Below are 24,740 nucleotides of genomic sequence, written 5' to 3'. Positions count from 1 at the left end.
CCGGCCGTCGCGCCCGGCCGGCGGAGGGAATGGAGCGCGGCCGATAATGGTTCTCATTACAGTCGCGAGAACTCGTGACCTGAAGACCCGAGGAGCACTCATGGCCAAGCACACCGACCTGCGTCCCGTCGTCACCCTGCGCTCGACGGCCGGCACCGGCTACAGCTACGTGACGCGCAAGAACCGCCGCACGAACCCCGACCGTCTCGTGCTGCGCAAGTTCGACCCGGTTGCGCGCGAGCACGTCGACTTCCGAGAGACCCGCTGACGCGGCATCCACCGTGACGGCTACGTGGCCACGCCCTCGACGGGCGTGGCCACTGCCATGTGCAGCGAGCCGCAGAGGCGACCGTTCAGCGGCTGACTGGCGCGGTCCGCTTGGCCGGCGCACTCTCGGTCGAGGACTGTGGGGTCGCCCAGGAGACAGTGATCGGCGTCGGGGCGAGCGGCGCGAAGGCGGACACCACGTCGATCCCGTCGCGCAGCAGCTTGACCAGTAGATCCTCCGGGTCGTCGATACAGGCGCGGGCGATGCCGTCGACGGCCAGCGCCACCACCTTGGCGGCGTTCGGTGGCCGCACCGCTGCAGGGTTGAAGCCCATGCGCGCCAGGTGGATCCGTGCCCAGCGTTCGGCGGCCGGTGAGGTGGCAAGAGCGGCTCGGGACGCCTTGGACAGCTGGCCGGAGGACCGGCCGTCCTGCTCGGCGAGCAGGCCCTCGGCGTTGAGGATCGCCAGGGCCATGACGTTCTGGCGCTCTTCGGCCGCGACGGGAAGTGCCGCACGAGCAGTCGTCAGCACGAGCGCCGTCGAGACCCGCGGGTCATCGGGGTTGAGACCGACGACTTCGGGGATCATCGTGACGAGGCGCTGCCGGTGCGTCTCGTCGAGCATGTCGTTGACGCACCGGGCGAGGGTGGCCAGCACGGGGTGTGTGCAGGTGGGGTGGTCGCTCCAGCGTTCACCGGCCAGGAACGAGGCCATCTCCATGAAGCAGGCGCCCTTGCGGGCGTTGCGGTGGCGGCCGCGTGACAGCACGGGCACGCCGTCGGGCACGATGGGGTCTCGTCGTGGCATGGTCGGCTCCTCGGGCTTCGGGATCCTCTGTGCGGGTCCTCTCATGGTGCGCCTCAATTACCCAGATGGCCACCACTTCTGTCGAACCCGGGGCCACCACGTCGTATGCCGTCCGGTCGAGCCTGGGCCCTCGTCAGGCGGGTGCTGCGACCGCGACGCCGGCCTGGCCTGACCGCGCCAGCGCATCCGCGACGAAACCGGTCGCCTTGAGCTCCTCGACCAGGGAGTGCAGGAAGGCGACGGTCCCCGCCTCGCGCGTGCGCGGCGTGCCGACGGCCTGCCGGATCTGCATGAACGCCCCCTCCACGACGCGCACGTCTGAGCGGCCGGCGGCGAAGGCGATGACGGGCTGACGGATGCCGGCCCCGGCCTCCAGGGACTCGGCGACGAAGACGTCGACGCCCTCGTCGCCGCGCACGATGCTCGCGTGCTGCAGCGTGCGCGACAGGAAGAGGTCGTAGGCCGAGCCCTTCTTGACGCCGACCCGCACGCCGTCGCGGTCGACGTCGGCGACCGACAGAACCGGCGAGCTGTCGGGCACGACGTAGACGCCCTCGATGACGGCGTAGGGCGCCGTGAAGGCCACCTCGGTCTCACGAGCCGGGTCGATGGCGAGGAAGCAGAGGTCGGCCTCTCCGCGGGCCATCGCCTCGAACGACTCGCGCGCCGCGCCGAAGCAGAGCAGCTCGACGGGCACGCCGAGCCGCTCGCCGACCTCGCGCGCGAGGTCGACCGTCACGCCGCTGGGCGCCTCGGGAGTGCCCTGCGCGAGCACCGGGTTGCCGAGGTTGATGGAAGCGCGCAGGACGCCCGTCGGCGCGAGGTCCCGGGCAAGAGAGGGCAGGTCGACGCTCATCCGGTCACCCTAGGTCTTCTGACCATGGACGAGACCCGGCCCCACGGCATACCACCGTGGGGCCGGGTGCGATCTGGTCAGGGGTAGTCGACGACTGTGACCGGCACGTCCGGGTTGGCGATGGTCGAGGATCCGCCGACGCCGTTGACGACGTTGCGGATTCCGCCCTTGCCGCTGGCGGGGTCCAGGAAGATCGTCAGCAGGTCGTGCAGCCGGACGCCCGGTGTGGCGGGCACCTCGAACGCGTTCTCGGCGAAGATGTCGATGCCCTGGTTGAAGAAGCTGTAGGACCCCATCCCGACGCCCGAGAAACTCTTCACGCCGGACCCGACGAGCAGGGCCGGATAGCCGTCGTGACCGGGAGCCGACCTCCAGGCCGCCTGGCTCGGCGGGTCGTAGGGCAGCTCGTTCTGGAAGAACGTCACGGAGCCGTGCTCGCCGTTCCAGATGACCTCGGTCTTCTGGTAGTGCTCGACGAAAAGCCCTGTGGCCGTGACGTGGTCGCCGTTGACGACGAGCCCGGTGTCGGCGGTGTTGCTCGTCCAGCCCACGCCGTTGCCGTGGTCGGCACGCCAGGCCCAGATGTCGTCGAGGACGACGTGGTCGCTGTTGACCTCGAGGCTCACCGTCGCCTTGCCGACGTGCGGACCGCCGATGCGGAAGAAGACGTCCTGCAGGGCGGTCGGGTCGCTCGCGTCGCTCCACCCAGCCCGGCTCGGGCCTTGGCCGCCGGTGGCGTTCTGGGTGCCGATCCGGAGCAACACCGGCGAGCTGACCGGGCCGGCGTCGAAGGTGATGCCGGCAATGTCGACGCCAGGCACGTCGGCCACGCTCATGGCGACCTGGCCGGAGGTGGGGGTGAGGCTGGCCAGCCCGAGCCCGAGCACGACGGTGTCGGCTCGTTTGACCCGCAGGGTCTGGTCGAGGTGGTAGACGCCAGGGGTGAGCAGCAGGTTGCGGCCCCGGGCCAGCTCACGGTTGATCGACTGCGCCGAGTCCGAGGGCTTGGCCACGAAGAAGTCTGCGATCGGGACCGAGCGGCCGGGGGTGGAGCCGGAAGCCCATGTCACGCCGCTGCTGTCGGTGGCGGCGGCCGGGACGAAGACGCGGTAGCCGCCGGTGGAATCCGTGTAGAGGTAAGGCTTCTCGCGACTGACCGGCGTCTTGGCGGCGGTCGTGTAGGGGCCGCCGCAGGCCGCCTTGGCCGGGAAGCACTCCGCCGGGGCGCCGTCGGTCCCGGAGAAGACCTGGTTCCACACACCGTTGGTCCAGCTGCCGAGCGAGCTGTTGCGCGTGAAGAACTGCTGCTGCGACCCGTTGATGACGGTCCCGAAGCGCGAGTCGGCGATGAATCCGCCACTGGCGAAGGAAGGTCCGGTGCAGTAGTCCATCAGCGTGGTCTGGCCCTTGACGTCCACCCGGCGCAGAGGCGCCGCCTGGGAGACCGCCCAGAACTGGCCGCTGTAGCAGCCGAAGCCAGGGTTCGTCACGTTGACCGTGAGGTTGGACAGCGACCGCCAGAAGTTGTTGAGCGCGATGCAGCCGGAGGCGCTGCACTGGTTGCGCACGTAGACGGAGCCGTTGATGACGACGTCCCCCGGGTTCTGCCCGAGCCCGGCGACCTCGGTGTAGTAGCCGACCTGGAAGTTCAGCGGCTTGTCGGCCGTGCCGTACGTGCCCGGCCTGAAGAGGATCGCGTGTCGTTCGGGGCCCATCTCGTTGGACAGCTGGGCCGCTGCGATCGCGTCGACCTTGCCCTGGATGTCGTCGGTCGACATGGAGGGGTCGAGCACCAGGGTGTTCGCGCCGAGGTCCGGGGCCGGTGCTGCGGTGACAGCTGTGGCAGGAGACGCGTCGGCACGGGTGACGGCGATGGCGGGGACGGCCGCTGTGACAACAGCCAGGGCCACGAGGGCCAGTCGGTGGAGCCCGCGCGCGGACACCCGACCTCGATCTCTTCGTTGAGTCATGCGCTCACCAAACACTCTCCAAAAGGGTTCGGCAAGCCGGGATGAGAGCGTTCCCACGGCGCGGCCGCGACGACGCCCCCTCGCGAGTGCGAGGAGGCCGTGGTCGAGGGAGCGGGCGTATGCCGTCCGGCGCGCTCAGGCGGTCGGAGCAGGCTCCGGGTCGGGCTGGGGCTCAGGCGTCGCGGCCAGGGCCGGCTCGCCGCTGTCGTCGCCGCGGCGCACGGCCGCAAGCAGCATCTGGGCGACGTCGACGACCTCGACGGCGTCGGTCGCCTTGCCGTCCTGGATCGCGGCGTTGAGCCCGTCGGAGAGCATGACCTTGCAGAAGGGGCAGCCGACGGCGATGCGCTCGGCGCCGGTCGCAAGGGCCTCCTCGGTGCGGTTGGTGTTGATCCGCGTGCCGAGCTTCTCCTCCATCCACATGCGCGCGCCGCCGGCGCCGCAGCAGAAGGACTTCTCCTTCGAGCGCTCCATCTCGGCGTACTCGACGCCGGGCAGGATCTGGAGCAGCTCGCGTGGCGGGGCGTAGACCTGGTTGTGCCGGCCGAGGTAGCAGGGGTCGTGGTAGGTGACCTTGGCGCCGGTCGACGCGGCGCCCGTGGCGACCGCCTCGCCCGGGCGGGCGACGGGCGTCAGGCGCTTCTCCCGGACCAGGCGGTTGAGCAGCTGCGTGTGGTGCAGCACCTCGTACTGCCCACCCAGCTGCGGGTACTCGTTCTTGATGGTGTTGAAGCAGTGCGCGCAGGTGACGACGATCTTCGTCGCGCCGACCTCGTTGAGGGCCTCGACGTTCTGCTGGGCGAGCATCTGGAAGAGGAACTCGTTGCCGGCGCGGCGGGCCGAGTCGCCGGTGCAGGCCTCGCCGTCGCCGAGGACGGCGAAGGAGACGCCAGCCGTGTCGAGCAGCTCGGCGACGGCGCGCGTCGTCTTCTTGGCGCGGTCCTCGTAGGCGCCGGCGCAGCCGACCCAGAAGAGGTAGTCGACCTCATCCAAGGATTCGACGGCGGCGCTCCCTGATCCGCCGACCTGCTTGACCTCGAAGGGGAGGTCCTTGGCCCAGTCCATCCGCAGCCGCGGCGCGAGGCCCCAGGGGTTGGAGTTCTTCTCGAGGTTCTTGAACAGGCCGCCCAGCTCGGCCGGGAAGGCCGACTCGATGAGGTTCTTGTAGCGGCGCATGTCGACGATGGCGTCGACGTGCTCGATGTCGACGGGGCACTGCTCGACGCAGGCGCCACAGGTCGTGCATGACCAGAGCACGTCCTCGTCGATGACGGCGTCCGGCCCATGCGGGTTGTAGGCCTGCAGCGGGTGGCGGATGTCGTAGCCGGTCTCGCCGACGAGCTGCTCGGTGGCGACCGCGCCCTTCGTGGCGTCGCTGAAGCCCTCGGCGGCCTCGATGCCACCGGCACGGACCTCCTCGGAGGCCAGCAGCCACGGCGACTTGGCGTCGGCGTGGTCTCGAAGCGCCATGACGAGCAGCTTGGGGGAGAGCGGCTTGTCGGTGTTCCACGCGGGGCACTGGCTCTGACAGCGACCGCACTCCGTGCAGGTCGAGAAGTCGAGCAGCCCCTTCCACGTGAAGTCCTCGACCTTGCCGACGCCGAGTGCGGCGTCCTCGTCGAGCTCCTCGACGTTCTCGAAGTCGAGCACCTCGCCGCCGACACGGATCGGCTGGAGCTCCCCGAGGCTCGTGCGGCCGTCGGCGTGGCGCTTGAAGAAGATGTTGAAGAACGCGAGGAAGCGGTGCCAGGCGACACCCATGGTCGGCTGCAGCGCGATGGTGATCATCCAGGCGAACGAGATGAGGATCTTGATCGCGGCGATGACGACGATGAGGTTCTCGATCGCGCCGACCGACAGCCCGGTGAAGAAGCTGCCGATCCAGCCCGTCAGTGGGAAGTGCAGGGCGTTGTCCATGCCGGTGCCGGTCTTGCGGGCCAGGGTCCACTCGAGCGCTCGCAGCAGGCCGATGCAGAGCGTGACGCCGAGGATGGTGAGCTCGACGTAGTAGGCCTGCCACCAGGTGGAGCCGAAGAAGCGGCTGCGGCGGCCGTCCTCGCCGGGGGCCGAGCGCGGGTGGTTCTTCTGCCTGATCGCCATGAGCGCGAGGATGCTGACGAAGCCCGCGAAGGCGAAGAAGTCGGTGATCCACTCGTAGAGGAAGAAGTGCCCGATGACGGGCAGCACGAAGTCGGGGGCGAAGAGCTGGCCGAAGGCGTTCAGCAGCGTGAAGAAGAGGACGCCGAAGCTGACCATCGTGAACCAGTGCGCGATCGCGACCACCGGCAGCCGCGACATCCGGGTGTGGCCCAGGAACTCGCGCAGCAGCGTCCGGGTGCGGGCGCCCTTGTCGTCACCCCGATCTTCGGGCTGGCCGAGGCGGAACGTCGCGAGGAAGTGGTTGACCGTCTTGACCAGCAGGGCGACGGCGACGGCGGTGACGCCGAGGCACACGACGACGGCGACGATCTGGAGCGCACTCATGACGGGGATTCTACTGACGAGTTAGAAAGCGCTTAGTCCCTGAGACGGCCGTCACGACGTGACGCTCGTCCCCTTCGCCCCTGCCACACGGCATACGCCCGAATCATGGGCGGCCACTTGGCAAGGGATAACGGCGTGTTGGAATATGTATAACGAGGACTCGGTTGTCGGGGACGACCGAGTCGACCCACCGTTTCGCTGGAACTGGCCGAAGGGGCACCCGCAATGCCGATCTACGACGACGTGACCAAGCTCATCGGCAACACGCCGCTCGTGCGCCTCAACAAGGTTACGGACGGCGCGCAGGCGACCGTCGCCGCGAAGCTGGAGTTCTACAACCCGGCCAACTCCGTCAAGGACCGCATCGGCGTCGCGATCGTCGACGCCGCCGAGGCCAGCGGACAGCTCCAGCCCGGCGGCACCATCGTCGAGGCCACCTCCGGCAACACCGGCATCGCGCTCGCCATGGTCGGTGCCGCCCGCGGCTACAAGGTCGTGCTGACGATGCCCGAGTCGATGAGCAAGGAGCGCCGCGCCCTGCTGCGGGCCTTCGGCGCCGAGCTCGTCCTCACCGACCCGTCGACCGGCATGAAGGGCGCGGTCGCGAGGGCCGACGAGATCGCGGCCGAGCGCGGCGGCGTGCTCGCGCGCCAGTTCGCCAACGAGGCCAACCCCGAGATCCACCGCAAGACCACGGCGGAGGAGATCTGGAAGGACACCGACGGCGAGGTCGACATCGTCGTGGCGGGCATCGGCACCGGCGGCACCATCACCGGTGTCGGCCAGGTCCTCAAGGCCCGCAAGCCAGGCGTCCAGATCATCGCCGTCGAGCCCGAGGAGTCCGCGATCCTCAACGGCGGACAGCCCGGACCGCACAAGATCCAGGGCATCGGCGCCAACTTCGTGCCCGAGATCCTCGACACCGAGATCTACGACGAGGTCATCGACGTCGACGCCGAGACGTCCGTGCAGTGGGCCCGCCGCGCCGCTACGGAGGAGGGCCTGCTCGTCGGGCTGTCCTCCGGCGCCGCCATCGCCGCGGCCGTCCAGGTCGCCCAGCGCCCGGAGAACGCCGGCAAGACGATCGTCGTGATCATCCCCTCGTTCGGCGAGCGCTACCTGTCCACGATCCTCTTCGAGGGTCTCGTCGACTGACGCCGCCGACGGCGCCACGAGGAGACGTGCATGAGCACCGCACCGAAGTTCGACCGCGAGCCCACGGCGGCCGAGTCGCCCCTGACGCTGGTCCGTGGTGAGGCCGCGGGCTCAGCGGGCGGGCTCGTCACGGATGAGCGGGCGTATGCCGGCCCGCTGGGTTTCGTGCGCAAGCTCGCCGAGCGTGTCATCGAGGACGTGGACGGCGCCGTCGAGCGCGACCCTGCGGCGGCGTCCCGGCTCGAGCTCGTCCTCACCTCGCCGGGACTGCACGCCATCTGGGCCCACCGCGGCCTGCACGAGCTGTGGAAGCGCCCGGGCGGGCGGCTGCCCGCCCGGGTGCTCGCCACCGTCACGCGGGCCGCGACCGGCGTCGAGATCCACCCCGGTGCCCGCATCGGTCGGCGCTTCTTCATCGACCACGGCATGGGCGTCGTCATCGGTGAGACCGCTGAGGTCGGCGACGACGTCATGATCTACCACGGTGTCACTCTCGGCGGCCGGTCGATGGCACGGATCAAGCGCCACCCGACGGTCGGCAACCGGGTCACGATCGGTGCCGGCGCGCGCGTGCTCGGTCCGATCCGGATCGGTGACGACGTCCAGGTCGGCGCCAACTCCGTGGTGGTCAAGGACGTTGCGGCAGGAGCGGTGGCGACCGGCATACCGGCTGTGGTGCGCTTCCCGAAGCGCGACGCCACGAACCAGTGGCTCGACCCGGCCATGTTCATCTGACGCGGACCATGATGCAGAGGAGGGCGCAGGTCAGGCGTCCTCGCGGTCGGGACTCTCCAGCCGGAAGAAGTTCGACTGGTTCCCGTCGCGCCGCTGCTCCTGGTAGATGAAGTTCAGTCGGCGTGCGTCAAAGGTGTGGAACCACTCGTCCCAGCTGACCTGGCGCAGGTTCTCGTTCTTGCCGCCGAAGTCGAACCGCAGCACGCCGAGGTGGTCGCCGTGCTCGGTGCCCTCCACGGTCGCCGGTGTCCCGCCGCGTTCCTCGGCCCACTGCTTGATGACTTCGTGGTGGGTGGTGGCCAGGCTGCGGCCTGCCCGCTCCGGCTCGTCCTCGGGAGAGGTGATCTCCTGGGAGTACTTGATCGACGACGACGTCTCCTCGCCGATCCGCAGGTGCCCGTCGTCGGGACCGGCACCCACCTGCTCACTGTCCGAGCTCGCGGCCGCACCAGCCTGATCGCCCGCGTCGTCACTGGTGGCGCCTGCACCGACGCTGCCAGCGTTCACGGCATCGACGCTCCCGGTGTCCGGGGTGTCGGCGGTGTCGCCGGTGTCCGTTTCGGGCTCTCCGGTCGCGGCGCTGTCCACGTCCCTGTCGCCCGCACCGACCTCGCCCACGCCGGTGTCTGCGGCCCCGACACTGCTCGCGTCGGCGGCATCGGCCGCGCCGACGTCGGTGGTGCCGCTGCCTGCGGCCGGGACACTGCCGGCGTCCGTGTCAGCGTCCGTGTCAGTGGCATCCGCCTCGCCGGCGACCCCGTTCTCGGCTGACTCACCGGGGATCGTGATGACCTCGCGCACCGGGTCGGTGGCCACGTCCGCGATGCCTGGACGTCCGGCCGTCTCGGGCTCTCGCCGTTGCTCCTCGACGGGCCTCTCGCGTACCTCTGCCCCGCTTTCAGTGTCCGGTGTCTGGTTCCCCGGCTGCTCGGCCATGGCATCTTCCCTTCGCTCGTCGTTCGCGTGCGCCGCCCCCTTACCCCGGACGGGCGGATGCGTTCGCATGCGTGAGCCCCGTGCGAGAGTGCCGGCTGGTCGACCAGGGCTATTCGGGACTCGGCGCCCGGGTCGACTCCCGGTCGGGGGCTGACTCGTCGTCGGCGGGGACGACCTTCTCGACCAGGTCGCCCACCTTGTCCGCGGCCTTGGTCGCCACGTTCTCGACCGTGTCCTTGACGGTGTCGATCGCGCCCTCGACCTTGTCCTGCACCACCTTGGTCGCCACACCCTGGATCGCCTTGCCAGCACCCTCGGTGAGCAGCTCGACGGGAGTGGGGCCGCCCTTGCCGTCGAGGTCGAGCCGGTTGGTGGCCTCCGCGAAGCGGAGGTACGTGTCGACGCTGGCGACGGCGATGCGTGCGTCGACCGTCAGCAGCTCGACGCCGAGCAGAGAGACTCGGGCGTAGGCGTCGATGACGACGCCCTTGTCGAGGATGGTGTCGATGACATCGGCCAGACCGCTGGGCGCTGGTCGTGTCAGGTAGCCCGATCCTTGCTCCCGCATCCCGGCTCCCTCGTTCATGGGATGCCCGTCAGCCGAACTGTCGGCGGCGGGCTCCGAGAACAAACGTACCCATTGGAACCGGTCACCGTCTGCTGCGTGGATATGACGAACGAGCGTTCGCTCGCTACCGTGACCCCTGACGTCCCGGAGCACCTCGGACGTCTGGAGGGCTCGCATAGTGGCCGAGTGCGGCGGTCTTGAAAACCGCTATGGGTTCATAGCCCATCGTGGGTTCGAATCCCACGCCCTCCGCCGACGCCCTGCGCCCTCTGGTTCCCAACGCTGTGGCCGGGCATGAAAAAAGGGGCCCCGGAGATCCGGAGTCCCTCTTGTTCTGGTGCTGGCCTCGCCGTGAGCCCAGCGGTGCACTCCCGTCAGAGCAGGCCGAGCCGCTCCTCATAGGTGGTGCTGGAGTTGTACTGACCGACCGGCGCTGACTTCGACGGACGGTTCATGGCCGCGAAGAACGACACGATGTACGACATCTCTGTATTCAGTTTCCTTATGCCAAAGCCCTCGTCGACGTATCGCGCGAGCTCGGTGGTCGACCGTCATTGCGGGACGATCAGGACCGGCAGGCCATCCGGGGCCAGACCGGGAGCGTGGCCAGGCCGTGGATGTTGTCCGCTGCTCAATGGTAACAGTTCGGCAACCATGCTTCGTTCACCCGTTGACCTGGTGCCGACGCCGTGAGATACGACAGTGTGAACAGACTTTCCGGCTCGGATCCCGCGCCCGGCATCGCCGAGATCCTCGGCCGGGTGGCCCCGCTGGAACTTCCGTCAGCCGCGCCGCTCGTCCTGCGGGGCAGGCGCTTCGACGCCTCATCGCCGGCGGTCATGGCGATCGTCAACCGGACCCGCGACTCCTTCTTCAGCGGCAACCGACACTCCGACCTCGAGTCCGCGAAGTCCGCCTTCCTCGACGCGGTGCAGCTCGGCGCAGACCTCGTCGACGTCGGTGGCGTCCGGGCCGGTCAGGAGGGCGAGGTCGTCGATGCCGACGAGGAGACCCGACGCGTCGTCCCGTTCCTGCAGTGGGCACGAACGGAGCACCCGCACGTGATCCTGAGCCTGGACACCTGGCGTTCCGAGGTGGCTCGTGAGGCGGCCGGCGTCGTCGACCTCGTCAACGACACGTGGGCAGGCCACGACCGCGACCTCGTGCACGTCGCCTCGTCCATCGGAGCCGGCTACGTCATCTCACATACCGGTGGTCTCCCACCGCGGACCGATCCGGTCGACGTCACCTACGGCGACGACCCGCTCGACGTCGTGCACGACGTCCTGCGCACCCTGGCCGACGGTGCCCATGCCGCCGAGCAGGCCGGCATACCCCGGGAGCGAATCCTGGTCGACCCCACTCTCGACTTCGGCAAGACCACGGCGCACTCGTTAGAGGTGCTGCGGCATACGGCTGACGTCGTCGCACTGAACTACCCTGTGCTGCAAGCAATGTCACGCAAGGACTTTGTCGGGGAGTCGCTCGACCTCCCGCCCGAGGAGCGCCTCGAAGGCTCGCTCGCGGCCACCGCCGTCGCTGCTTGGCTCGGTGCCACTGTCTTCCGCGCGCACGACGTGCGAGCAAGCCGACGCGTCGTCGACATGGTGGCGACCATCCGCGGCGATCGGGCCCCGCGGCTCGCCGTTCGCGGCACCCGGCGTGACGGCCCGGCGAACCGTTCGTGAACCGGGAAAATCCGAGTCATACGACAGGCCGACCGCACGGGATTCTGCTAGGTTCGTCGCGGTTGCAGTTGCAGTTCCTCGACGTCGAGCAAGTGCCCGTCATCCACATCGATGACGGGATTTCTTTTTCGGCTTCGGTGGGTTCGCCCACCGAGTGGAGTCAAAGCGGCAGCTTGGGGCGCGTGAGGTGCGTCGTCCCACACGCTAAAGAAGGAAGAGTTACCCGTATGGCACAGGGCACCGTCAAGTGGTTCAACGCTGAAAAGGGCTTTGGCTTCATCGCCCAGGACGGCGGCGGCCCCGACGTTTTCGTCCACTACTCGGCCATCCAGTCGAACGGCTACCGTTCGCTGGACGAGGCGCAGCGAGTCGAGTTCGAGGTCACACAGGGTCCGAAGGGCCCGCAGGCCGACGCAGTTCGCCCGCTCTGATCACTCGAGAGCAACAGCAACGAGCGACAACCAACCTCAGTCGTTTGTGACAAAGCCCCCGGCCATCGGCCGGGGGCTTTGTTGTTGTGTGCCGTCGAGCTGCCCCGTCAGCAGGTCTCGTAGGAGTCCGCGACGGCGGTCGTGGCCGACTTCGTCTTGGTCGGGGTGCTCGTGGTGGTCGTCGACGGCTTCGGCGCCGACGGCTTCGGGGCAGCGATGCCCTTCTGGATGAGCTGGCGGATCATCGTGTAGTCCGGGTCGACGTAGTCCTGCTGCGCCGGGGTGAGCGAGACGCTCGTGATCTTCGACTTCTGGACCCGCTCGACGAGCGTCACGAAGGCCGGGAGGTGCTGGACCGGGATGTCGGTGTAGATGTTGTCCTTGAGGATGCTGGCGACCTCGGGATACTTCGTCACCATCTGGGCCGGGTTGACCTGCTTGACGATCGCCTGCACGACGCAGCGCTGTCGCATCTGGCGGTACGTGTCGCTGTCAGCTGCACGGGTGCGGGCGTACCAGAGGGAGTGCCAGCCGTCGAGGTGCTGCAGGCCCGGCTCGAAGTACCCCTTGACCCCGAAGATGCGCCCGCTGGCGTCGTGTTCCCCACCGATCGTCAGCTTCGTGTTGTTGCCGCTGAGCTTGACGTTGATGTCAAGCCCACCCATGGCGTCGATGAGGCGCGAGAAACCCTTGAGGTCGATGACGACCATCTGGTCGACCGTGAGGCCGGTGATCTCCTGCACGGCGCCGCGCAGCTCGATACGGCCCGGCTGGTCGCCGGCGGGGTAGGCGCCGGGGTGCGCCTTGCCGTAGTTCTCGGCGTCGACGTAGAGGTTGGTCAGCATGCACTGTCCGGGACCCTGGTCGCAGCTGCTGTCGGGCGAGCCGAAGTACCCGGAGGGGTAGATGGCGCGCAGCGGGCTCTTGGGGGCCAGCGGCGCCTTGAGCAGGTTGCGCGGCATCGAGACCAGGGCCGTGCGGCCCGTCTTGGTGTCGATGCTGGCGAGGATCATCGAGTCGGTGCGGATGCCGACGCGGTCGGCGCCCGCATCGGAGCCGAGCAGCAGGATGTTGACCCGGGCCTGGTTGGCCCAGGGGTCCGCGCCCTCCGCGATCTGCGCGCCGGAGCCGGAATTCAGCGACGTCGTGCCGAAGACCTTCGCCACGGTGCTCTGGGTGATCGAGGCGTACTCGGCGACCTTGAACGACGACCCTGCGACGAGGAAGACCATGAGCGTCGTGAAGGCGGCGAGCACACGGGTGCGGGTGCGGTCCAGCCGGGTCGGCCGGGACTGCACCGCGGTCAGGATGATCGAGCCGCACCAGAGGACACCGCCGATGACGAACGCGACGGCGATCGCCTGCAGGACCGTGGGGCGTGCGACGACGGACAGGGCGGCGTTCGTCGCGCCGGTGCGCATCACGTAGAACGCGCCCCCCACGACAGAGGCGATCGCAAGCAGCAGCAGCGCCCACCCGATCTTGCGGCTGCGCGTCTGGGTGAGGCCCGCACCGGGGACGATGGTGCCGAGAGCGGTGAGCCCGACGGCGCGACGGAAACCGGACGTCAGCTCGCGTCGCAGAGCCTCGCGCGAGCGGTGCGTGGCCGGACCTCGCGTGTTCGGGTAGGTCATTGAGTCCTCTCTCGTCGGCTCGTCTGCACGAGCCGCCACCACATTGTGCCCTGCCAGCCTGATAGTTGCCGCATCAGGCTGGGTAAGGGCGGGCGTCGCCCGGCACCCCCGGTTTGGGCCGGGCGTGCCCGTGCCGGTAGCCTGTGCTGGCCCGTGCATCCGACGCCGCCCTGGTGGCCTCGTCGCGGGCACGGAGGCGTCGCATAGTGGCCTAGTGCGCACGATTGGAAATCGTGTTGGGATAAAACCCTCGGGGGTTCAAATCCCCCATCCTCCGCCATCTGACAGATGCCTCACCACGCCCGGCGTGGTGGGGCATCTGTCGTATGGCGGAGTCTCCCGGATCTGGGAGGAGTCGGAGCGAAGCGGAGACGACGGTTCTCCCCATCCTCCGCCAAGAGCAACGGCCCCTTCGTGCCCAGCGCGATGGGGGCCGTTGTCGTCTCGCGGCTTGACGTGACCTCGCGTGACCTGGTGCGGCCGCTGTCGGTGGCGACCGGCAGACTGCCCCGGTGAGCCGCACCGCCGCCCCCCGTCCGCCGCTGTCCTCGTTCTGGCACGACCTGCCGCGGGAGGGCCGGCTGCTCGTCTCGACCGTCGTATTCCAGTCGATCGGCACGGGCCTCGTCCTGCCCTTCATGGTCGTCTACCTCCACGAGGTGCGCGGCATCCCGCTGGAGACCGTCGGCCTGCTGCTGGCCCTGCAGGCCGCGGTCGGGATCGTGCTCGTCGCGCCTGCCGGGGCGCTCATCGACCGCATCGGCCCGAGACGGGTCTATGCGAGCAGTCTGGTCGCGCTGCTGCTGGCCGACGTCGTGCTGGCATCCGCGACGAGCACCGGTCAGGCGGCGCTCGCGGTCGTGCTCATGGGCTACGGCTTCGGCATCACCTGGCCGGCCTCGAGCGCCCTCATCGGCAACCTCATCCCGACGCAGCAGCGGCAGCGCTACTTCGGCATCAACTTCACCTTGCTCAACCTCGGCATCGGCATCGGCGGCATCGTCGGTGGCCAGTTCGTCGACGTGGCCCGCCCGGGCACGTTCGTCACCATCTACCTGCTCGACGCCCTCGGCTACCTGCCGGCACTCTTCATCCTGCTCGTCCCGCTGCGCCACGCCCGCGACAAGGTCGAGCGCCCGGCCGACGCCGGCGACGAGAAGGCCTCCTACCTCGCGCTGCTGCGCGACCCGCGGCTGCGAGCGCTGCTGCTGCTCGTCGGGGTCGCAGCCCTGGTCAGCTATCCCCAGCTCAACGCCGGCATGCCGGCCTACGCCCGCGCCGAGGGGCAGATCTCGACGCAGGGGCTCGGTTACGCGTTCGCCGCCAACACCGTGGTCATCGTCGTCCTGCAGCTCGTCGTGCTCCAGCGCATCGAGGGACGGCGGCGCACGCGCGTCGCCGTCGTCATGGCGCTGACCTGGATGGTGGCCTGGTCGCTCCTCGGCGCGACCTCCCTCGTGCCCGGCACGCTCGCCGCGACGGTCCTGCTCTGCGCGTGTGCGGGCGTCTTCGGCCTCGGCGAGACGATGCTGCAGCCGACGAGCGCCGCCATGGTCAACGACCTCGCGCCCGACCACCTGCGTGGCCGCTACAACGCCCTCAGCTCGCTGATGTTCTCCGTGGCCTTCATGGTCGGCCCCGTCGTCTCGAGCGTGCTGATCGGTCGCGGCCTCGGGATGGTCTACATCGCCTTCCTCGTCGGCGGCTGCCTGCTGCTCGTCGTCATCGCGCTCCTCGTGGAGCGCCGACTGCCGCCGCTCGTCAACGGTGTCCGTGCCCCCGAAAGGGCGGCTGCGGCCACGCCGGCCACGACGCAGGGGGCGATTTCAGGCTGACGTCGGGGCGGCATACACTTGCCGTCGGCACCCCGCGTGGTGGTACCCCTCCGAACTCCCCCAGGGCAGGAATGCAGCAAGGGTAGGAGGGCTCTTCCAGGTACGCGGGGTGTCCCTGTGTCCGGGGCCCTGTGGGTCCTCTTCCGTGCCGGCGGCTCGTTCAGGCCGGCGCAGCGGTCGTCGTGCCGAGACGCAGCACCGCCGGCTGGGTGACGCTCCGGGCCCGCTTGCCGTCGAGCCGCTTGCGCACCAGAGTGCCGAGCAGGCGGCCCTTCTCGCGACCCTGCTGGTCCATCGTCGTCAAGCGGTGGGGCAGCCACGGCAGGTCGACGCCGTCGAAGCCGGTGACGCTGAGGTCCTCGGGCACGCGCAGGCCGAGCTCCTCGGCCGCGAGGATGACGCCGGCGGCGATCACGTCGGACTGCGCCACGACGGCCGTCGGCCGCTGGCTCCGCGGCACGTCGAGCAGCAGCCGCCCGGCGATGATGCCGCCCTCGACCGACGAGCCGTCCCCGGTCTGGACGGCGGGGGCGTCCGCCCCGAAGACGTCGCGGAAGCCGAGCAGGCGGCCGACGCTCGGCACGTTCGCATCGCCTGGCCGCACCTCTGCGTCCGGGACCGGTCCGGCCGTGCTCGTCGGCAGCATCGGCATGGCGACGTGCGCGACGCGACGGTGGCCGAGCGCGCGCACGTGCTCGGCGATGGTGGCCCCGCCGGCGCGCTCGTCGAGGCGAACCTGGGTGACGCGGCGGTCATCGGGCACGCCGGTGCTGAACATCGGTATGCCGCGTGCCGCAAGGTGCTCCACCGCGGGGTTCTCGCCTGGGCCGCACAGCGAGAAGACCACCGCGTCGAGGGCGAGCGGGGCGAGCCGGGGGACGACGGAGCGGGCCGACCCGGTGGGCTGCCCGATGAGCAGCATGCCGGTGGGGACTGCCTCGAGCACCTCGGCCAGCCCGTCGAGGACGGCGATGGCAAAGGGGTCGCGGAAGGCCATCCGCAGCCGTCCCTCGACGAGGACGCCGATCGCCCCGGACCGACCCTGGCGCAAGGAGGAGGCGAGCGGGTTTGGCCCGGTGAAGCCGAGCTCGGCCGCGGCGGCCCGCACCCGGTCGCCGGTGGCCTCCGCCACGGGGCCCTTCCCGCTGAAGACGAGGGAGGCCGTCGACACCGACACGTCGGCCCGCTCGGCGACATCGCGGAGCGTCGGACGCGCTTGACCTCGGGCAACCATGTTCGGCATGCTATCGAAACGATTCGAGTCGAATCGATTCGAAGTGGGGCGATGTTGAACGCCGGTCAGCCGGCTGCTCGCTCCCTCCCGGCTCCATCGCTCAATCAATCTTTGAGAGGCTTGTGTCATGTCCGTCGTCAGTGCCCCGCCGGCAGCCGTCGTCCGCACGGCGCGCACCGCCGTCTTCACGGCCTTCGCCATCAACGGGGCGGCGTTCGCGGCCTTCGCCTCCAGGGTCCCGGACATCAAGCACGAGCTGGGTCTCTCGGCGGGAGAGCTCGGGCTCACCCTGCTTGCAGCCTCGCTCGGCTCGGTCGTCGGACTTCCGCTCTCGGGCTGGATCGTCCACCACCTCGGGGCCGCACGCACCCTGCTGGGCGCGGCGGTGATCCAGAGCATCGGCCTGCTCGGCGTCGGGCTCGGCGTCGACGTCCTCGACAGCCGCGTGGTCGTGATGGCCGGGCTGGTGCTCGTGGGGATCGGCACCGGGGTCTTCGACGTGTCCATGAATCTCGAGGGCGCCGAGGTCGAGCGCCTCCTCGGCCGCGCGATCATGCCGCACTTCCACGCCGCGTTCAGCGGTGGCACGGTGGTCAGCGCTCTCATCGGCGCAGCGCTGTCGTTCCTGCACGTGCCCGTCGCCGCGCACCTCCTTGGCGTCGTCGTGCTGCTGCTCGCCGTCAGCCCGTGGTTCCTGCGAGCCTTCCTGCCACGCTCGATCGAGACTGACGAGACCGGTGCGGAGGTGCGGTCGGAGGCCGGGATCGGTGCCGCCTGGCGAGAGCCCCGAACCCTGCTCATCGGCGTCGTCGTGCTCGCCGCCGCCTTCACCGAGGGAACGGCCAACGACTGGGTCGCGGTGGCGCTGTCGGACGGCTACGGGCTCGAGCGCTGGGTCGGCGTCATCGGCTTCGCGGTCTTCCTGACGGCCATGACGGCCGGCCGCCTGCTCGGCACGCGCGCCCTCGACCGGCGTGGCCGCGTCCCCGTGCTCCGCGTCCTGTTCGTCTCGGCCGTCGTCGGGTGCCTCCTCGTCGTCTTCGGCGGCCCGGTGCTCGCCTTCGTCGGTGCGGCGATCTGGGGCATCGGCGCGAGCCTCGGCTTCCCGGTCGGGATGAGCGCTGCCGCTGACAACCCGAGGCGCGCCGCGGCACGGATGAGCGTCGTGTCCACCATCGGCTACACGGCGTTCATCGCCGGCCCGCCGCTGCTGGGCTTCCTCGGTGACCACGTCGGCGTGCTCCACTCGCTGCTCGTGGTCGGCGCCATGGCGGTCGTCGCGCTGCTCGCGCTCCCGGCTGTCCGCGAGCCGGAGCACGTCACCGCCGTCGTCGTCGACTGAGGGACGCTTTGCCGGTTGGAGGCATGCCGTCGCTGCGGGGCGCGGGGCATCACCTCCACCCGCCGTTGGCCTCGTCGGATCGAGGTATCCCGTCGCGCTGGGTCGCGACGAATCGCCTCCACCCGCCCTCGGCGGGCGTCGTCAGAAGTACTCGGTGATGAAGGGCGTGCAGCCGAAGATCGCGTCGAGGGCGGCGTCGCCGTCCGGGTTGCCGCCGCAGGCCAGTCCCGCCTGGCGCAGCCGCGACACCGACCAGCCGCACCAGAGCGCCGACAGCCCCCGTGCCTCCACACGCAACGCCTCGTCCCCGGCGGCCCCGCCACCGCTCCGGTTCGAGGTGACCCCGTCGGACACGTCGGTCGCGGCGTCATCTCGAACCGCGGGCGCGTCGGTGCCGCTTGCGGTTGGGGATGGGGTTGCGGTCCCACGGCCTCCGGCAACCGAGAGCGTCCAACGCCCGGCGTTGGTGGGGGAGTCGCGGTCGTCCACCTCCAGGTCGGCGGCCACTGAGAGGTGCGGGCTGAAACCGCGCGCTCCGAACGCCGCCCCGAGGTCGATCACCCGGCCCATCCACGGGACCTGCCGCACCTCGGTCGTCGGGAGGCCGCCGATCACGAGGATGACCGGGTCGCGCGGGTCGAGGTAGGTGTGCACCGTCGGCACTGCCGAGGAGCCCGACCCGACGACGCCCCACAGGGTCGCTGCCGCCTCGGGCGTCGTGGCGACGAGGTACTCGACCGTGGCCGCCTCCTCGGTGAGGTCGTACACGACGAAGCCGCCGTCGACGACGTACGCGATGAGCTCGTCGCGCTCGAGCTCCCCCTCGAGCGTCGCCACCGACGGCACCATCGGTCCGCTCATGCCGTGCCGGACAGCGGCCTCGATGGCGAGGTCGTGCAGGTGCTGCGCGTCGCCCGGGGTCGCGGGGCGCAGCCCGGGGGCTCGGCCGAGCCCAGTCCGGGAGGCGTCGAGGTCGCGCAGGTGGTGGGCGGCATACGTCACCCGGGTCTGGGCGCCACCGATCTCGTAGCCCGAGCGGCGGTAGAGCGTGGCCGTGGTCGGGAAGAGGCACGACACGGCGTCTCCGAGCTCGACCATCCGGGTGATCAGCGCACGGGTCAGAGTCGTCGCGACGCCACGGCCGCGGGCGCTCGGCTCCACGTAGACGCCGGCGACTCCGCCCATGGGCAGCAACCGCCCGCCCCAGGCCTGCTGGTAGGGCCGGATGCGGCCGGCGCCGAGCACGGTGTCCGACTCGTCGACGACGGCGAGCATCCGCCCGCCGAGCGTCTCCTCGGAGACCCGCTGCCACCAGGCCTGTCCGCCGGCTCCCAGGTGGCCGAAGGAGCGGCTGCGGATCGCCAGGACAGCGGGCAGGTCGGACTCGACGACGTCTCGGGTGCGCAGCTCGCTCATGGCCTCGAACCTAACCAGTGGTGGTCGGCGCCGCGAGCGGGTTGCCGGCGCTCAGGCCCGGTGCAGGTAGGTGAGGCGGCGCACCTTCGACACGGCCCACGCGAGGACGGCGTAGACGAGCCAGCTCACGACCGACAGCCACGTGTAGCTGCCGTTCTTCGTCAGCACGGCGAGGAGGGAGCCGAGGAGGACGACGGTCAGGCCGGGCACGGCATACCAGATCGCCACCATCTGCGGTCGGAGCATGAAGGTCGGGGACCCGCGGAAGGCGGCCAGCACGTTGCCCGAGACGACGAGCACGAGCACGAGCCACAGCGAGAGCGGCGCGCTGGCGGGCAGCGACCCGGCCCCGACGGCGACGCCCACCCAGCCGCCGAGGACCACGAGCGTCAGCACCGTCGGCACCACCACGTGCGCGGCGGCCTCGGTCACCTCACCGGTGCCGAGCAGGGACGGGGTGCCGACGTTGTCGGCCTGCAGGCGCAGGCCCTCGGACCACGCGCCGAAGCCGAGGTAGAGGGGCAGCAGCCCGATCGTCGCCGCGATGCTCGGGGCCGCCGGCTGCGTGAAGGCCCACGTCACGATGGCCCCGCCGAGCACCGTCAGGCCGAGCCCCGAGAGGAAGGCGCCCGGCGTGCGCCGTAGGCCCAGCACGTCGCGGCGCACGAGCACCCCGAAGGGGCGGCCGGGGCGCAGTCGAGCCGAGCGGCCGTGACGGACCGGCCGGGTCAGGGCGAGCCTCGCCGTGCGCAGGTTGCCGGTGAGTGCCGACCCGGCCATCGTGGACGTGTTGGCGGAGTGGGCGCGCAGCGACTCCGCGTGCAGCTCGCGCAGGGCGTCGGGCACCCGCCACAGCAGGCTGAGGCCACGGTCCGGACCGGGCCACGAGCGCACCTGCGACCACAGCCACAACCTGCTGGCGAGCACGCCGAGCGCCGTCCCAGCCAGGGTCGACACGGCCACGGTCGCCACACCCCCGAGGCGGGCGAAGGCGAGGCCGCCACCGATCGTCAGGCCGCCGAGCGCGCCGACGAAGAGGCCACCGACCGCCGCGTAGCGCCACCACCGGCGCAGCGCGAGCGCACGGTCGATCGGCACGGGCAGCACGAGGTCGATCCACGGCATCGGGGGGACGATGGGTCCGCGGAAGCGGCCCGCGAAGACGACAGCCCCGAGCAGCGCGACCACCGAGGCGACGAGCAGGGCGATGGCGACGGGGGAGCTCAGCTGCTCACCGAGCGAACGGGCGTCTGAGGTGCGGAAGACCGCCTGCACGATCGGCAGGCCGTAGACGAGGGCGCCGAGGAAGAGGACGTAGCCGGCATACAGCCCCTGCTGCCGCGCCTTGCGCGCGGCGTCGCCGCCGATGACCCAGTCGGCCTGGCCGAGCAGGTCGTGGTCGTCGTAGTCGACCTCAACGGGCGGGACCGGCGCGGGCTCCCGGCGCTCGTATGCCGTCGGCTCGGGCGCTCGTTCCGGCGACCGTTCGGGGGATCGCTCCGTCACGGCCTTGGGGACGGCCTTGGGGACGGCCTTGGGGACGGCCTTGGGGCGGGCCGGCCGCTTGCGCTTGCTCATCGTGGGTCCACGCTCAGCGGGCCGGCACGACGTCGACGACGCGGGTCGCGAGACTCGCTGTCAGCTCGGGATCATGGCAGGCCATGACGACGGTGCCGCCGGCCTCGGTGCGCTCGCGGATCAGCTCGGCGACGACCTGGCGCTTGGCGGTGTCGAGCCGTTGCTCCGGCTCGTCGAGGAGCACGACGCTCGCCGGCCGCGAGAACGTCAGTGCGAGGCGGAAGAGCTGCTCCTGGCCCGACGACAGCTCGTGCGGAAAACGATCGTCGAGATGGGCGATGCCGAGGCGGTCGAGGAGCGCGAGGCTGCGGTCGTCGGACGTGGCGGGCTGGCCACCCCACGTGGAGTCGATGAGGACGAGGTGGTCGATGAGGGTCAGGTCGCGGTAGGTCGTCGGGGCGCCGAGCAGGGCCGCGACTGCCGCGCGCACGGCGCGGTCGCGCTCGTCGGCCTCGCGGCCGCCGATGGTGGCCGTGCCGGTGCTCGGGACGAGCAGGCCGCCGATGATCCGCAGGAGGGTCGTCTTGCCGGAGCCATTGGGCCCGCGGAGCACGATGCACTCGCCGGGGTCGGCGCTGACATCGGTGGGCAGCAGCAGGGTCGTCTCGTCGATCGTCTTGCCGACGCCCTCCGCACGGACCTCACCGGTCAGCACTGCGACCGCACCCATCTGCACCCATCCCTTCGCCGACCCTGTCGAGCTGTCGTAAGCCACCGTATGCCGCCCGGCTCCGAGTGGGCTGACCGGGAGAAACGGCCCGCTCGACGGACCACGACGTCGACCGGGCACTTTCTCCCGGTGACGTGGTGGGAAACTGCCCACTCGACCGGACCCGGCACCTCGACTGGGCACTTTCTCCCGGGGGACGTGGTGGGAAACTGCCCACTCGACGGGGGGGTCAGCCCTGGTTGGCGACGGGCGGGCCGAGCAGGAGCGCGACGCCGGTGAGCGCGAGCACGGCCACGATCCCCACGCCGACGGCGACCATGGGTCGGGCCATCAGGGCGGCAACCACGCGCTCGGGCAGGGTGGTCGGCGTGTCACCGTCTCGGCCGAGGCGCCAGTCGCCGTCCAGCCGCCCGCGGCGCTCGAGACGGCGCTCCCACCAGACGGTCAGGAAGGGCGGCACCGCGCTCAGGAGCCCGAGCAGACCCTCCCGGGCGGTCCACCGCTGGTTGACCCAGAGCAGGACGGTGACGAGGCAGAAGGCGATGAAGACGACGCCGTGCGCGAGCCCGAAGACCTTGACGCCGAGCTCGGTCGTGCGGGTGACGTACTTCAGGCCCATCCCGACCAGAAGCAGGGCCCACGTCACCACCTCCGCGAGGGCGATCCGGCGGTAGAGGCTGCGAGGGGTCATGCCGAGGTCTCCTACGTGGTGTCGTACGTGGGTCGCCCCAGTCTCACCCACGACCCGACGCGCCACGGAACCGGGGGCCGGCTCAGGACTCCCGTCGTGCGAGCGTCAGGGCGAAGTCGCCGTCGCCGTCGGTCCAGGTGCGTTCGACGGTGAAGCCGGCCGCGCCCAGCTCGTCGCGCAGCTGCTCGGGGCGGAACTTCGTCGAGATCTCGACCCGGATCTCCTCCCCGTGCGCGAGCTCGAAAGCGAGATCAGCCCCGGGGATCGTGACCCGCTGTGGCATGTCGGCGCGCAGCCTGAGGTCCATGCGCTCCTGGTGCGGGTCCCAGAACGGGACGTAGGAGAAGGCCTCGATGTCGAAGTCGGCGCCGAGCTCGCGGTTGAGCACGCGGAGGCAGTTGCTCACGAACGCCGCCGTGACGCCGCGACTGTCGTCGTAGGCAGCGATGAGTCGGTCGGCACTCTTGACGAGGTCGGTGCCGAGCAGGAACCAGTCACCCGGCTCCAGGCTGTCGTGCAGCGCCCCGAGGAAGGCCGCACGCTCCTCGACGTAGAAGTTGCCGATGGTGCCGCCGAGGAAGGCGACGAGCCGCCGGCCCCCGCGCGGCAGGTGGGCGAGGTGCAGGGTGAAGTCGCCGACGAGGGCCTCGACCCGCAGCGACGGGTAGCGCTCCGACAGCATCACGGCGGCGTCTCGGAGAGTCTGCTCCGAGACGTCGACGGGGACGAACCGCTCGAGGCTGCCGACCGAGGCGAACGCGTCGAGCAGGGTCCGCGTCTTGTCGCTCGTGCCGCTGCCGAGCTCGACGACCGTCGTGGCGTCGCACGCGGCCACGATGTCGTCGGCGTGCTCGCGCAGGATCGTCCGCTCGCACTCGGTCGGGTAGTACTCCGGCAGGCGGGTGATCTCGTCGAAGAGGTCGGAGCCGACGTCGTCGTAGAGCCACTTCGGCGGCAGGGTGCGCGGCTGCGAGGCGAGCCCACGGCGTACGTCGTCGACGAGCGCCTCCGAGGCCCAGTCGGGGTCGAGCGCGACGGTGACGACCGGCTCACGAGCGGTCATGCAGGGACACCTCCGTCAGCGAGTCGGACACCGGAGAGCGCCCAGCGCGAGCCGGCCGGGAAGAAGTTGCGGTAGGTGGCGCGGGCGTGGCCGGGCGGGGTCAGGGCGCAGCCGCCGCGCAGGACCATCTGGCCGGACATGAACTTGCCGTTGTACTCGCCGATGGCGCCGGCCGGCGGGTGGTAGCCGGGGTAGGCGAGGTAGGCCGAGCTCGTCCACTCCCAGCAGTCGCCGTAGACCTGGCGCAGGTGACCAGTGCTCGGACCGGCGGGACGCGGGTGGAAGGTCTCGGTGTCGGCGAGGTTGCCACCGATCGTCGAGGCGTCGGCCTGCCCGTCGGCGACGACGGCGTGCTCCCACTCGCCCTCGGTGGGCAGCCGCTTCCCGGCCCACGTCGCGTAGGCGTCGGCCTCGTAGTGGCTGACGTGGCTCACCGGCAGGGCCGGGTCGACCGGATGCGTGCCGCTCAGCGTGTGCTCGAACCACGCGCCGTCGTGCTCGCTCCAGTAGAACGGCGCTCGCCACCCCTCGGCGCGCACCTTCCCCCAGCCGTCGGAGAGCCACAGCTCGTGCCGCTCGTAGCCGTGGTCGGCCATGAACTCCAGCCACTCGCCGTTGGTGACGAGCCGGTCGGCGAGGCGGTAGGGCTCGAGCCACTGCTGGTGCAGCGGCAGCTCGTTGTCGAAGCTGAAGCCCCCGCCACGGTGGCCCACCTCCACGAGGCCGCCCTCGACGTCGACCCAGCCGATCGGGTCGGGATCGGACGGGTGCAGGGGCGTGCCGGCATACGCGGGCTGGAGGGGGTTGACCGACAGGACGTGCTTGATGTCCATGAGCAGCAGCTCCTGGTGCTGCTGCTCGTGGTGGAAGCCGAGCTCGATGGTCGAGCCCAGCTTCTCGAGGGCACCCCCGTCGAGCGTCGTGACGAGGTCGCGCATGCGGGCGTCGACGTCGGCGCGGTAGAGACCGACATCGTGCGCGCCGGGACGGGTGATGAAGCCCCGTTCGGCCCGGGCGTAGCGGGGCCCGACGCCCTCGTAGTAGCTGTTGAAGAGGAACCAGTACTGGTCCTGGTAGGGCTTGAAAGACGGCTCGTGGTCGGCGAGCACGAACGTCTCGAAGAACCACGTGACGTGCGCGCGATGCCATTTCGTCGGGGACACGTCGGGCATGGACTGGACGGTCTGGTCCTCGGGGGACAGCGGGCCGGCGAGCGCCTCCGTGTGCGCGCGCACCTCGTCGTAGCGCGCGACGAGCGCGTCGGCGTCCCAGGTCGAATCGGGCATGGCTACCTCCTCCGTCCGAGCGCGGGGCACCGTGCGCCGCGACCGGTCCATCGAGCCTAGGCACAACTACTGACACTTGTCCCTCCCAGCGG

Annotated in this window: 21 protein-coding genes, 2 tRNA genes and 1 other RNA gene; 10 read left to right on the top strand and 14 right to left on the bottom strand. The window is 70.4% G+C overall.

Annotated features, from left to right (window positions below; all coding sequences use genetic code 11):
* Nucleotides 1-100 precede the first annotated feature (100 nt).
* On the top strand, nucleotides 101-268 hold the full coding sequence (gene rpmG / locus AC3WRT_RS08675; protein ID WP_076263338.1) for a 50S ribosomal protein L33: 168 nt from the start codon (nucleotides 101-103) through the stop codon (nucleotides 266-268).
* 85 nt (nucleotides 269-353) lie between these two features.
* On the opposite strand, the gene AC3WRT_RS08670 is transcribed toward rpmG, so the two are convergent.
* The 4 genes from AC3WRT_RS08670 to AC3WRT_RS08655 all read right to left on the bottom strand — a co-directional run bounded on the left by AC3WRT_RS08670 (nucleotide 354) and on the right by AC3WRT_RS08655 (nucleotide 6,386).
* Entirely contained in the window at nucleotides 354-1,076 is a 723-nt protein-coding gene (locus AC3WRT_RS08670; protein ID WP_492721070.1) for a hypothetical protein, read from the bottom strand.
* 133 nt (nucleotides 1,077-1,209) lie between these two features.
* Entirely contained in the window at nucleotides 1,210-1,932 is a 723-nt protein-coding gene (locus AC3WRT_RS08665) for a transporter substrate-binding domain-containing protein (protein ID WP_492721069.1), read from the bottom strand.
* Between the two features lie 77 nt (nucleotides 1,933-2,009).
* Entirely contained in the window at nucleotides 2,010-3,842 is a 1,833-nt protein-coding gene (locus AC3WRT_RS08660; RefSeq protein ID WP_492721068.1) for a pectate lyase-like domain-containing protein, read from the bottom strand.
* Nucleotides 3,843-4,037: 195 nt separating this feature from the next.
* Nucleotides 4,038-6,386, bottom strand: a complete 2,349-nt coding sequence (locus AC3WRT_RS08655) for a (Fe-S)-binding protein (protein WP_492721067.1) — start codon at nucleotides 6,384-6,386, stop codon at nucleotides 4,038-4,040.
* A gap of 225 nt (nucleotides 6,387-6,611) precedes the next feature.
* Between AC3WRT_RS08655 and cysK the strand changes: the two genes are divergently transcribed.
* Nucleotides 6,612-7,541, top strand: a complete 930-nt coding sequence (cysK, locus tag AC3WRT_RS08650) for a cysteine synthase A (RefSeq protein WP_492721066.1) — start codon at nucleotides 6,612-6,614, stop codon at nucleotides 7,539-7,541.
* A gap of 30 nt (nucleotides 7,542-7,571) precedes the next feature.
* Complete coding sequence (gene cysE / locus AC3WRT_RS08645; RefSeq protein ID WP_492721065.1) at nucleotides 7,572-8,276, top strand: serine O-acetyltransferase; 705 nt, start codon at nucleotides 7,572-7,574, stop codon at nucleotides 8,274-8,276.
* Between the two features lie 30 nt (nucleotides 8,277-8,306).
* Here cysE and AC3WRT_RS08640 read toward each other — a convergent pair whose 3' ends face one another.
* Nucleotides 8,307-9,212 carry a hypothetical protein gene (locus AC3WRT_RS08640; RefSeq protein WP_492721064.1) on the bottom strand — a complete coding sequence of 302 codons (906 nt, stop codon included), beginning with the start codon at nucleotides 9,210-9,212 and terminating at the stop codon, nucleotides 8,307-8,309.
* A 109-nt stretch (nucleotides 9,213-9,321) separates the two neighbouring features.
* Nucleotides 9,322-9,798: a gas vesicle protein GvpJ gene (gene gvpJ / locus AC3WRT_RS08635; protein ID WP_492721063.1), complete on the bottom strand. Its 477-nt coding sequence runs from the start codon at nucleotides 9,796-9,798 to the stop codon at nucleotides 9,322-9,324.
* A 146-nt stretch (nucleotides 9,799-9,944) separates the two neighbouring features.
* On the opposite strand from gvpJ, the gene AC3WRT_RS08630 reads away from it, so the two are divergent.
* From AC3WRT_RS08630 to AC3WRT_RS08620, 3 genes are all read left to right on the top strand, one after another.
* Nucleotides 9,945-10,032 (top strand) — tRNA-Ser (locus AC3WRT_RS08630).
* Nucleotides 10,033-10,484: 452 nt separating this feature from the next.
* Nucleotides 10,485-11,468 (top strand): dihydropteroate synthase, encoded by a 984-nt coding sequence (folP, locus tag AC3WRT_RS08625; protein WP_492721062.1) that lies wholly within the window; start codon nucleotides 10,485-10,487, stop codon nucleotides 11,466-11,468.
* Nucleotides 11,469-11,695: 227 nt separating this feature from the next.
* Entirely contained in the window at nucleotides 11,696-11,899 is a 204-nt protein-coding gene (locus AC3WRT_RS08620) for a cold-shock protein (RefSeq protein WP_013491183.1), read from the top strand.
* Between the two features lie 107 nt (nucleotides 11,900-12,006).
* Here AC3WRT_RS08620 and AC3WRT_RS08615 read toward each other — a convergent pair whose 3' ends face one another.
* The gene (locus AC3WRT_RS08615) at nucleotides 12,007-13,533 is read right to left on the bottom strand and encodes an LCP family protein (RefSeq protein ID WP_492721061.1); all 1,527 of its coding nucleotides are present in this window, start codon (nucleotides 13,531-13,533) and stop codon (nucleotides 12,007-12,009) included.
* A gap of 192 nt (nucleotides 13,534-13,725) precedes the next feature.
* On the opposite strand from AC3WRT_RS08615, the gene AC3WRT_RS08610 reads away from it, so the two are divergent.
* The 3 genes from AC3WRT_RS08610 to ffs all read left to right on the top strand — a co-directional run bounded on the left by AC3WRT_RS08610 (nucleotide 13,726) and on the right by ffs (nucleotide 15,490).
* Nucleotides 13,726-13,813: transfer RNA gene (locus AC3WRT_RS08610), tRNA-Ser, on the top strand.
* 232 nt (nucleotides 13,814-14,045) lie between these two features.
* The gene (locus tag AC3WRT_RS08605; protein ID WP_492721060.1) at nucleotides 14,046-15,368 is read left to right on the top strand and encodes an MFS transporter; all 1,323 of its coding nucleotides are present in this window, start codon (nucleotides 14,046-14,048) and stop codon (nucleotides 15,366-15,368) included.
* A 23-nt stretch (nucleotides 15,369-15,391) separates the two neighbouring features.
* Nucleotides 15,392-15,490, top strand: an RNA gene (gene ffs, locus AC3WRT_RS08600) — signal recognition particle sRNA small type.
* 38 nt (nucleotides 15,491-15,528) lie between these two features.
* On the opposite strand, the gene AC3WRT_RS08595 is transcribed toward ffs, so the two are convergent.
* The gene (locus AC3WRT_RS08595) at nucleotides 15,529-16,602 is read right to left on the bottom strand and encodes a LacI family DNA-binding transcriptional regulator (RefSeq protein WP_492721059.1); all 1,074 of its coding nucleotides are present in this window, start codon (nucleotides 16,600-16,602) and stop codon (nucleotides 15,529-15,531) included.
* Nucleotides 16,603-16,729: 127 nt separating this feature from the next.
* On the opposite strand from AC3WRT_RS08595, the gene AC3WRT_RS08590 reads away from it, so the two are divergent.
* Nucleotides 16,730-17,944: an MFS transporter gene (locus AC3WRT_RS08590; protein ID WP_492721058.1), complete on the top strand. Its 1,215-nt coding sequence runs from the start codon at nucleotides 16,730-16,732 to the stop codon at nucleotides 17,942-17,944.
* Between the two features lie 141 nt (nucleotides 17,945-18,085).
* Here the strand turns inward: AC3WRT_RS08590 and AC3WRT_RS08585 are convergent, their stop codons facing one another.
* From AC3WRT_RS08585 to egtB, 6 genes are all read right to left on the bottom strand, one after another.
* Complete coding sequence (locus AC3WRT_RS08585) at nucleotides 18,086-19,360, bottom strand: GNAT family N-acetyltransferase (RefSeq protein WP_492721057.1); 1,275 nt, start codon at nucleotides 19,358-19,360, stop codon at nucleotides 18,086-18,088.
* A 51-nt stretch (nucleotides 19,361-19,411) separates the two neighbouring features.
* The gene (locus AC3WRT_RS08580; RefSeq protein WP_492721056.1) at nucleotides 19,412-20,938 is read right to left on the bottom strand and encodes a hypothetical protein; all 1,527 of its coding nucleotides are present in this window, start codon (nucleotides 20,936-20,938) and stop codon (nucleotides 19,412-19,414) included.
* A gap of 13 nt (nucleotides 20,939-20,951) precedes the next feature.
* Nucleotides 20,952-21,608, bottom strand: coding sequence for an ABC transporter ATP-binding protein (locus AC3WRT_RS08575; protein ID WP_492721055.1), 657 nt, complete (start codon nucleotides 21,606-21,608; stop codon nucleotides 20,952-20,954).
* A gap of 229 nt (nucleotides 21,609-21,837) precedes the next feature.
* Nucleotides 21,838-22,299, bottom strand: coding sequence for a DUF3817 domain-containing protein (locus AC3WRT_RS08570; RefSeq protein ID WP_492721054.1), 462 nt, complete (start codon nucleotides 22,297-22,299; stop codon nucleotides 21,838-21,840).
* An 82-nt stretch (nucleotides 22,300-22,381) separates the two neighbouring features.
* Entirely contained in the window at nucleotides 22,382-23,362 is a 981-nt protein-coding gene (egtD, locus tag AC3WRT_RS08565) for an L-histidine N(alpha)-methyltransferase (RefSeq protein ID WP_492721053.1), read from the bottom strand.
* Nucleotides 23,359-24,648 carry an ergothioneine biosynthesis protein EgtB gene (egtB, locus tag AC3WRT_RS08560; protein ID WP_492721052.1) on the bottom strand — a complete coding sequence of 430 codons (1,290 nt, stop codon included), beginning with the start codon at nucleotides 24,646-24,648 and terminating at the stop codon, nucleotides 23,359-23,361. The genes egtD and egtB overlap by 4 nt, the downstream gene beginning before the upstream one ends.
* Between the last annotated feature and the right edge of the window lie 92 nt (nucleotides 24,649-24,740).

It is taken from the genome of Terrabacter sp. FW104-15G4B, from assembly GCF_058790095.1.
Note: the sequence above shows the minus strand (reverse complement) of the source record. Positions and strands in the feature narration are given on the sequence as shown.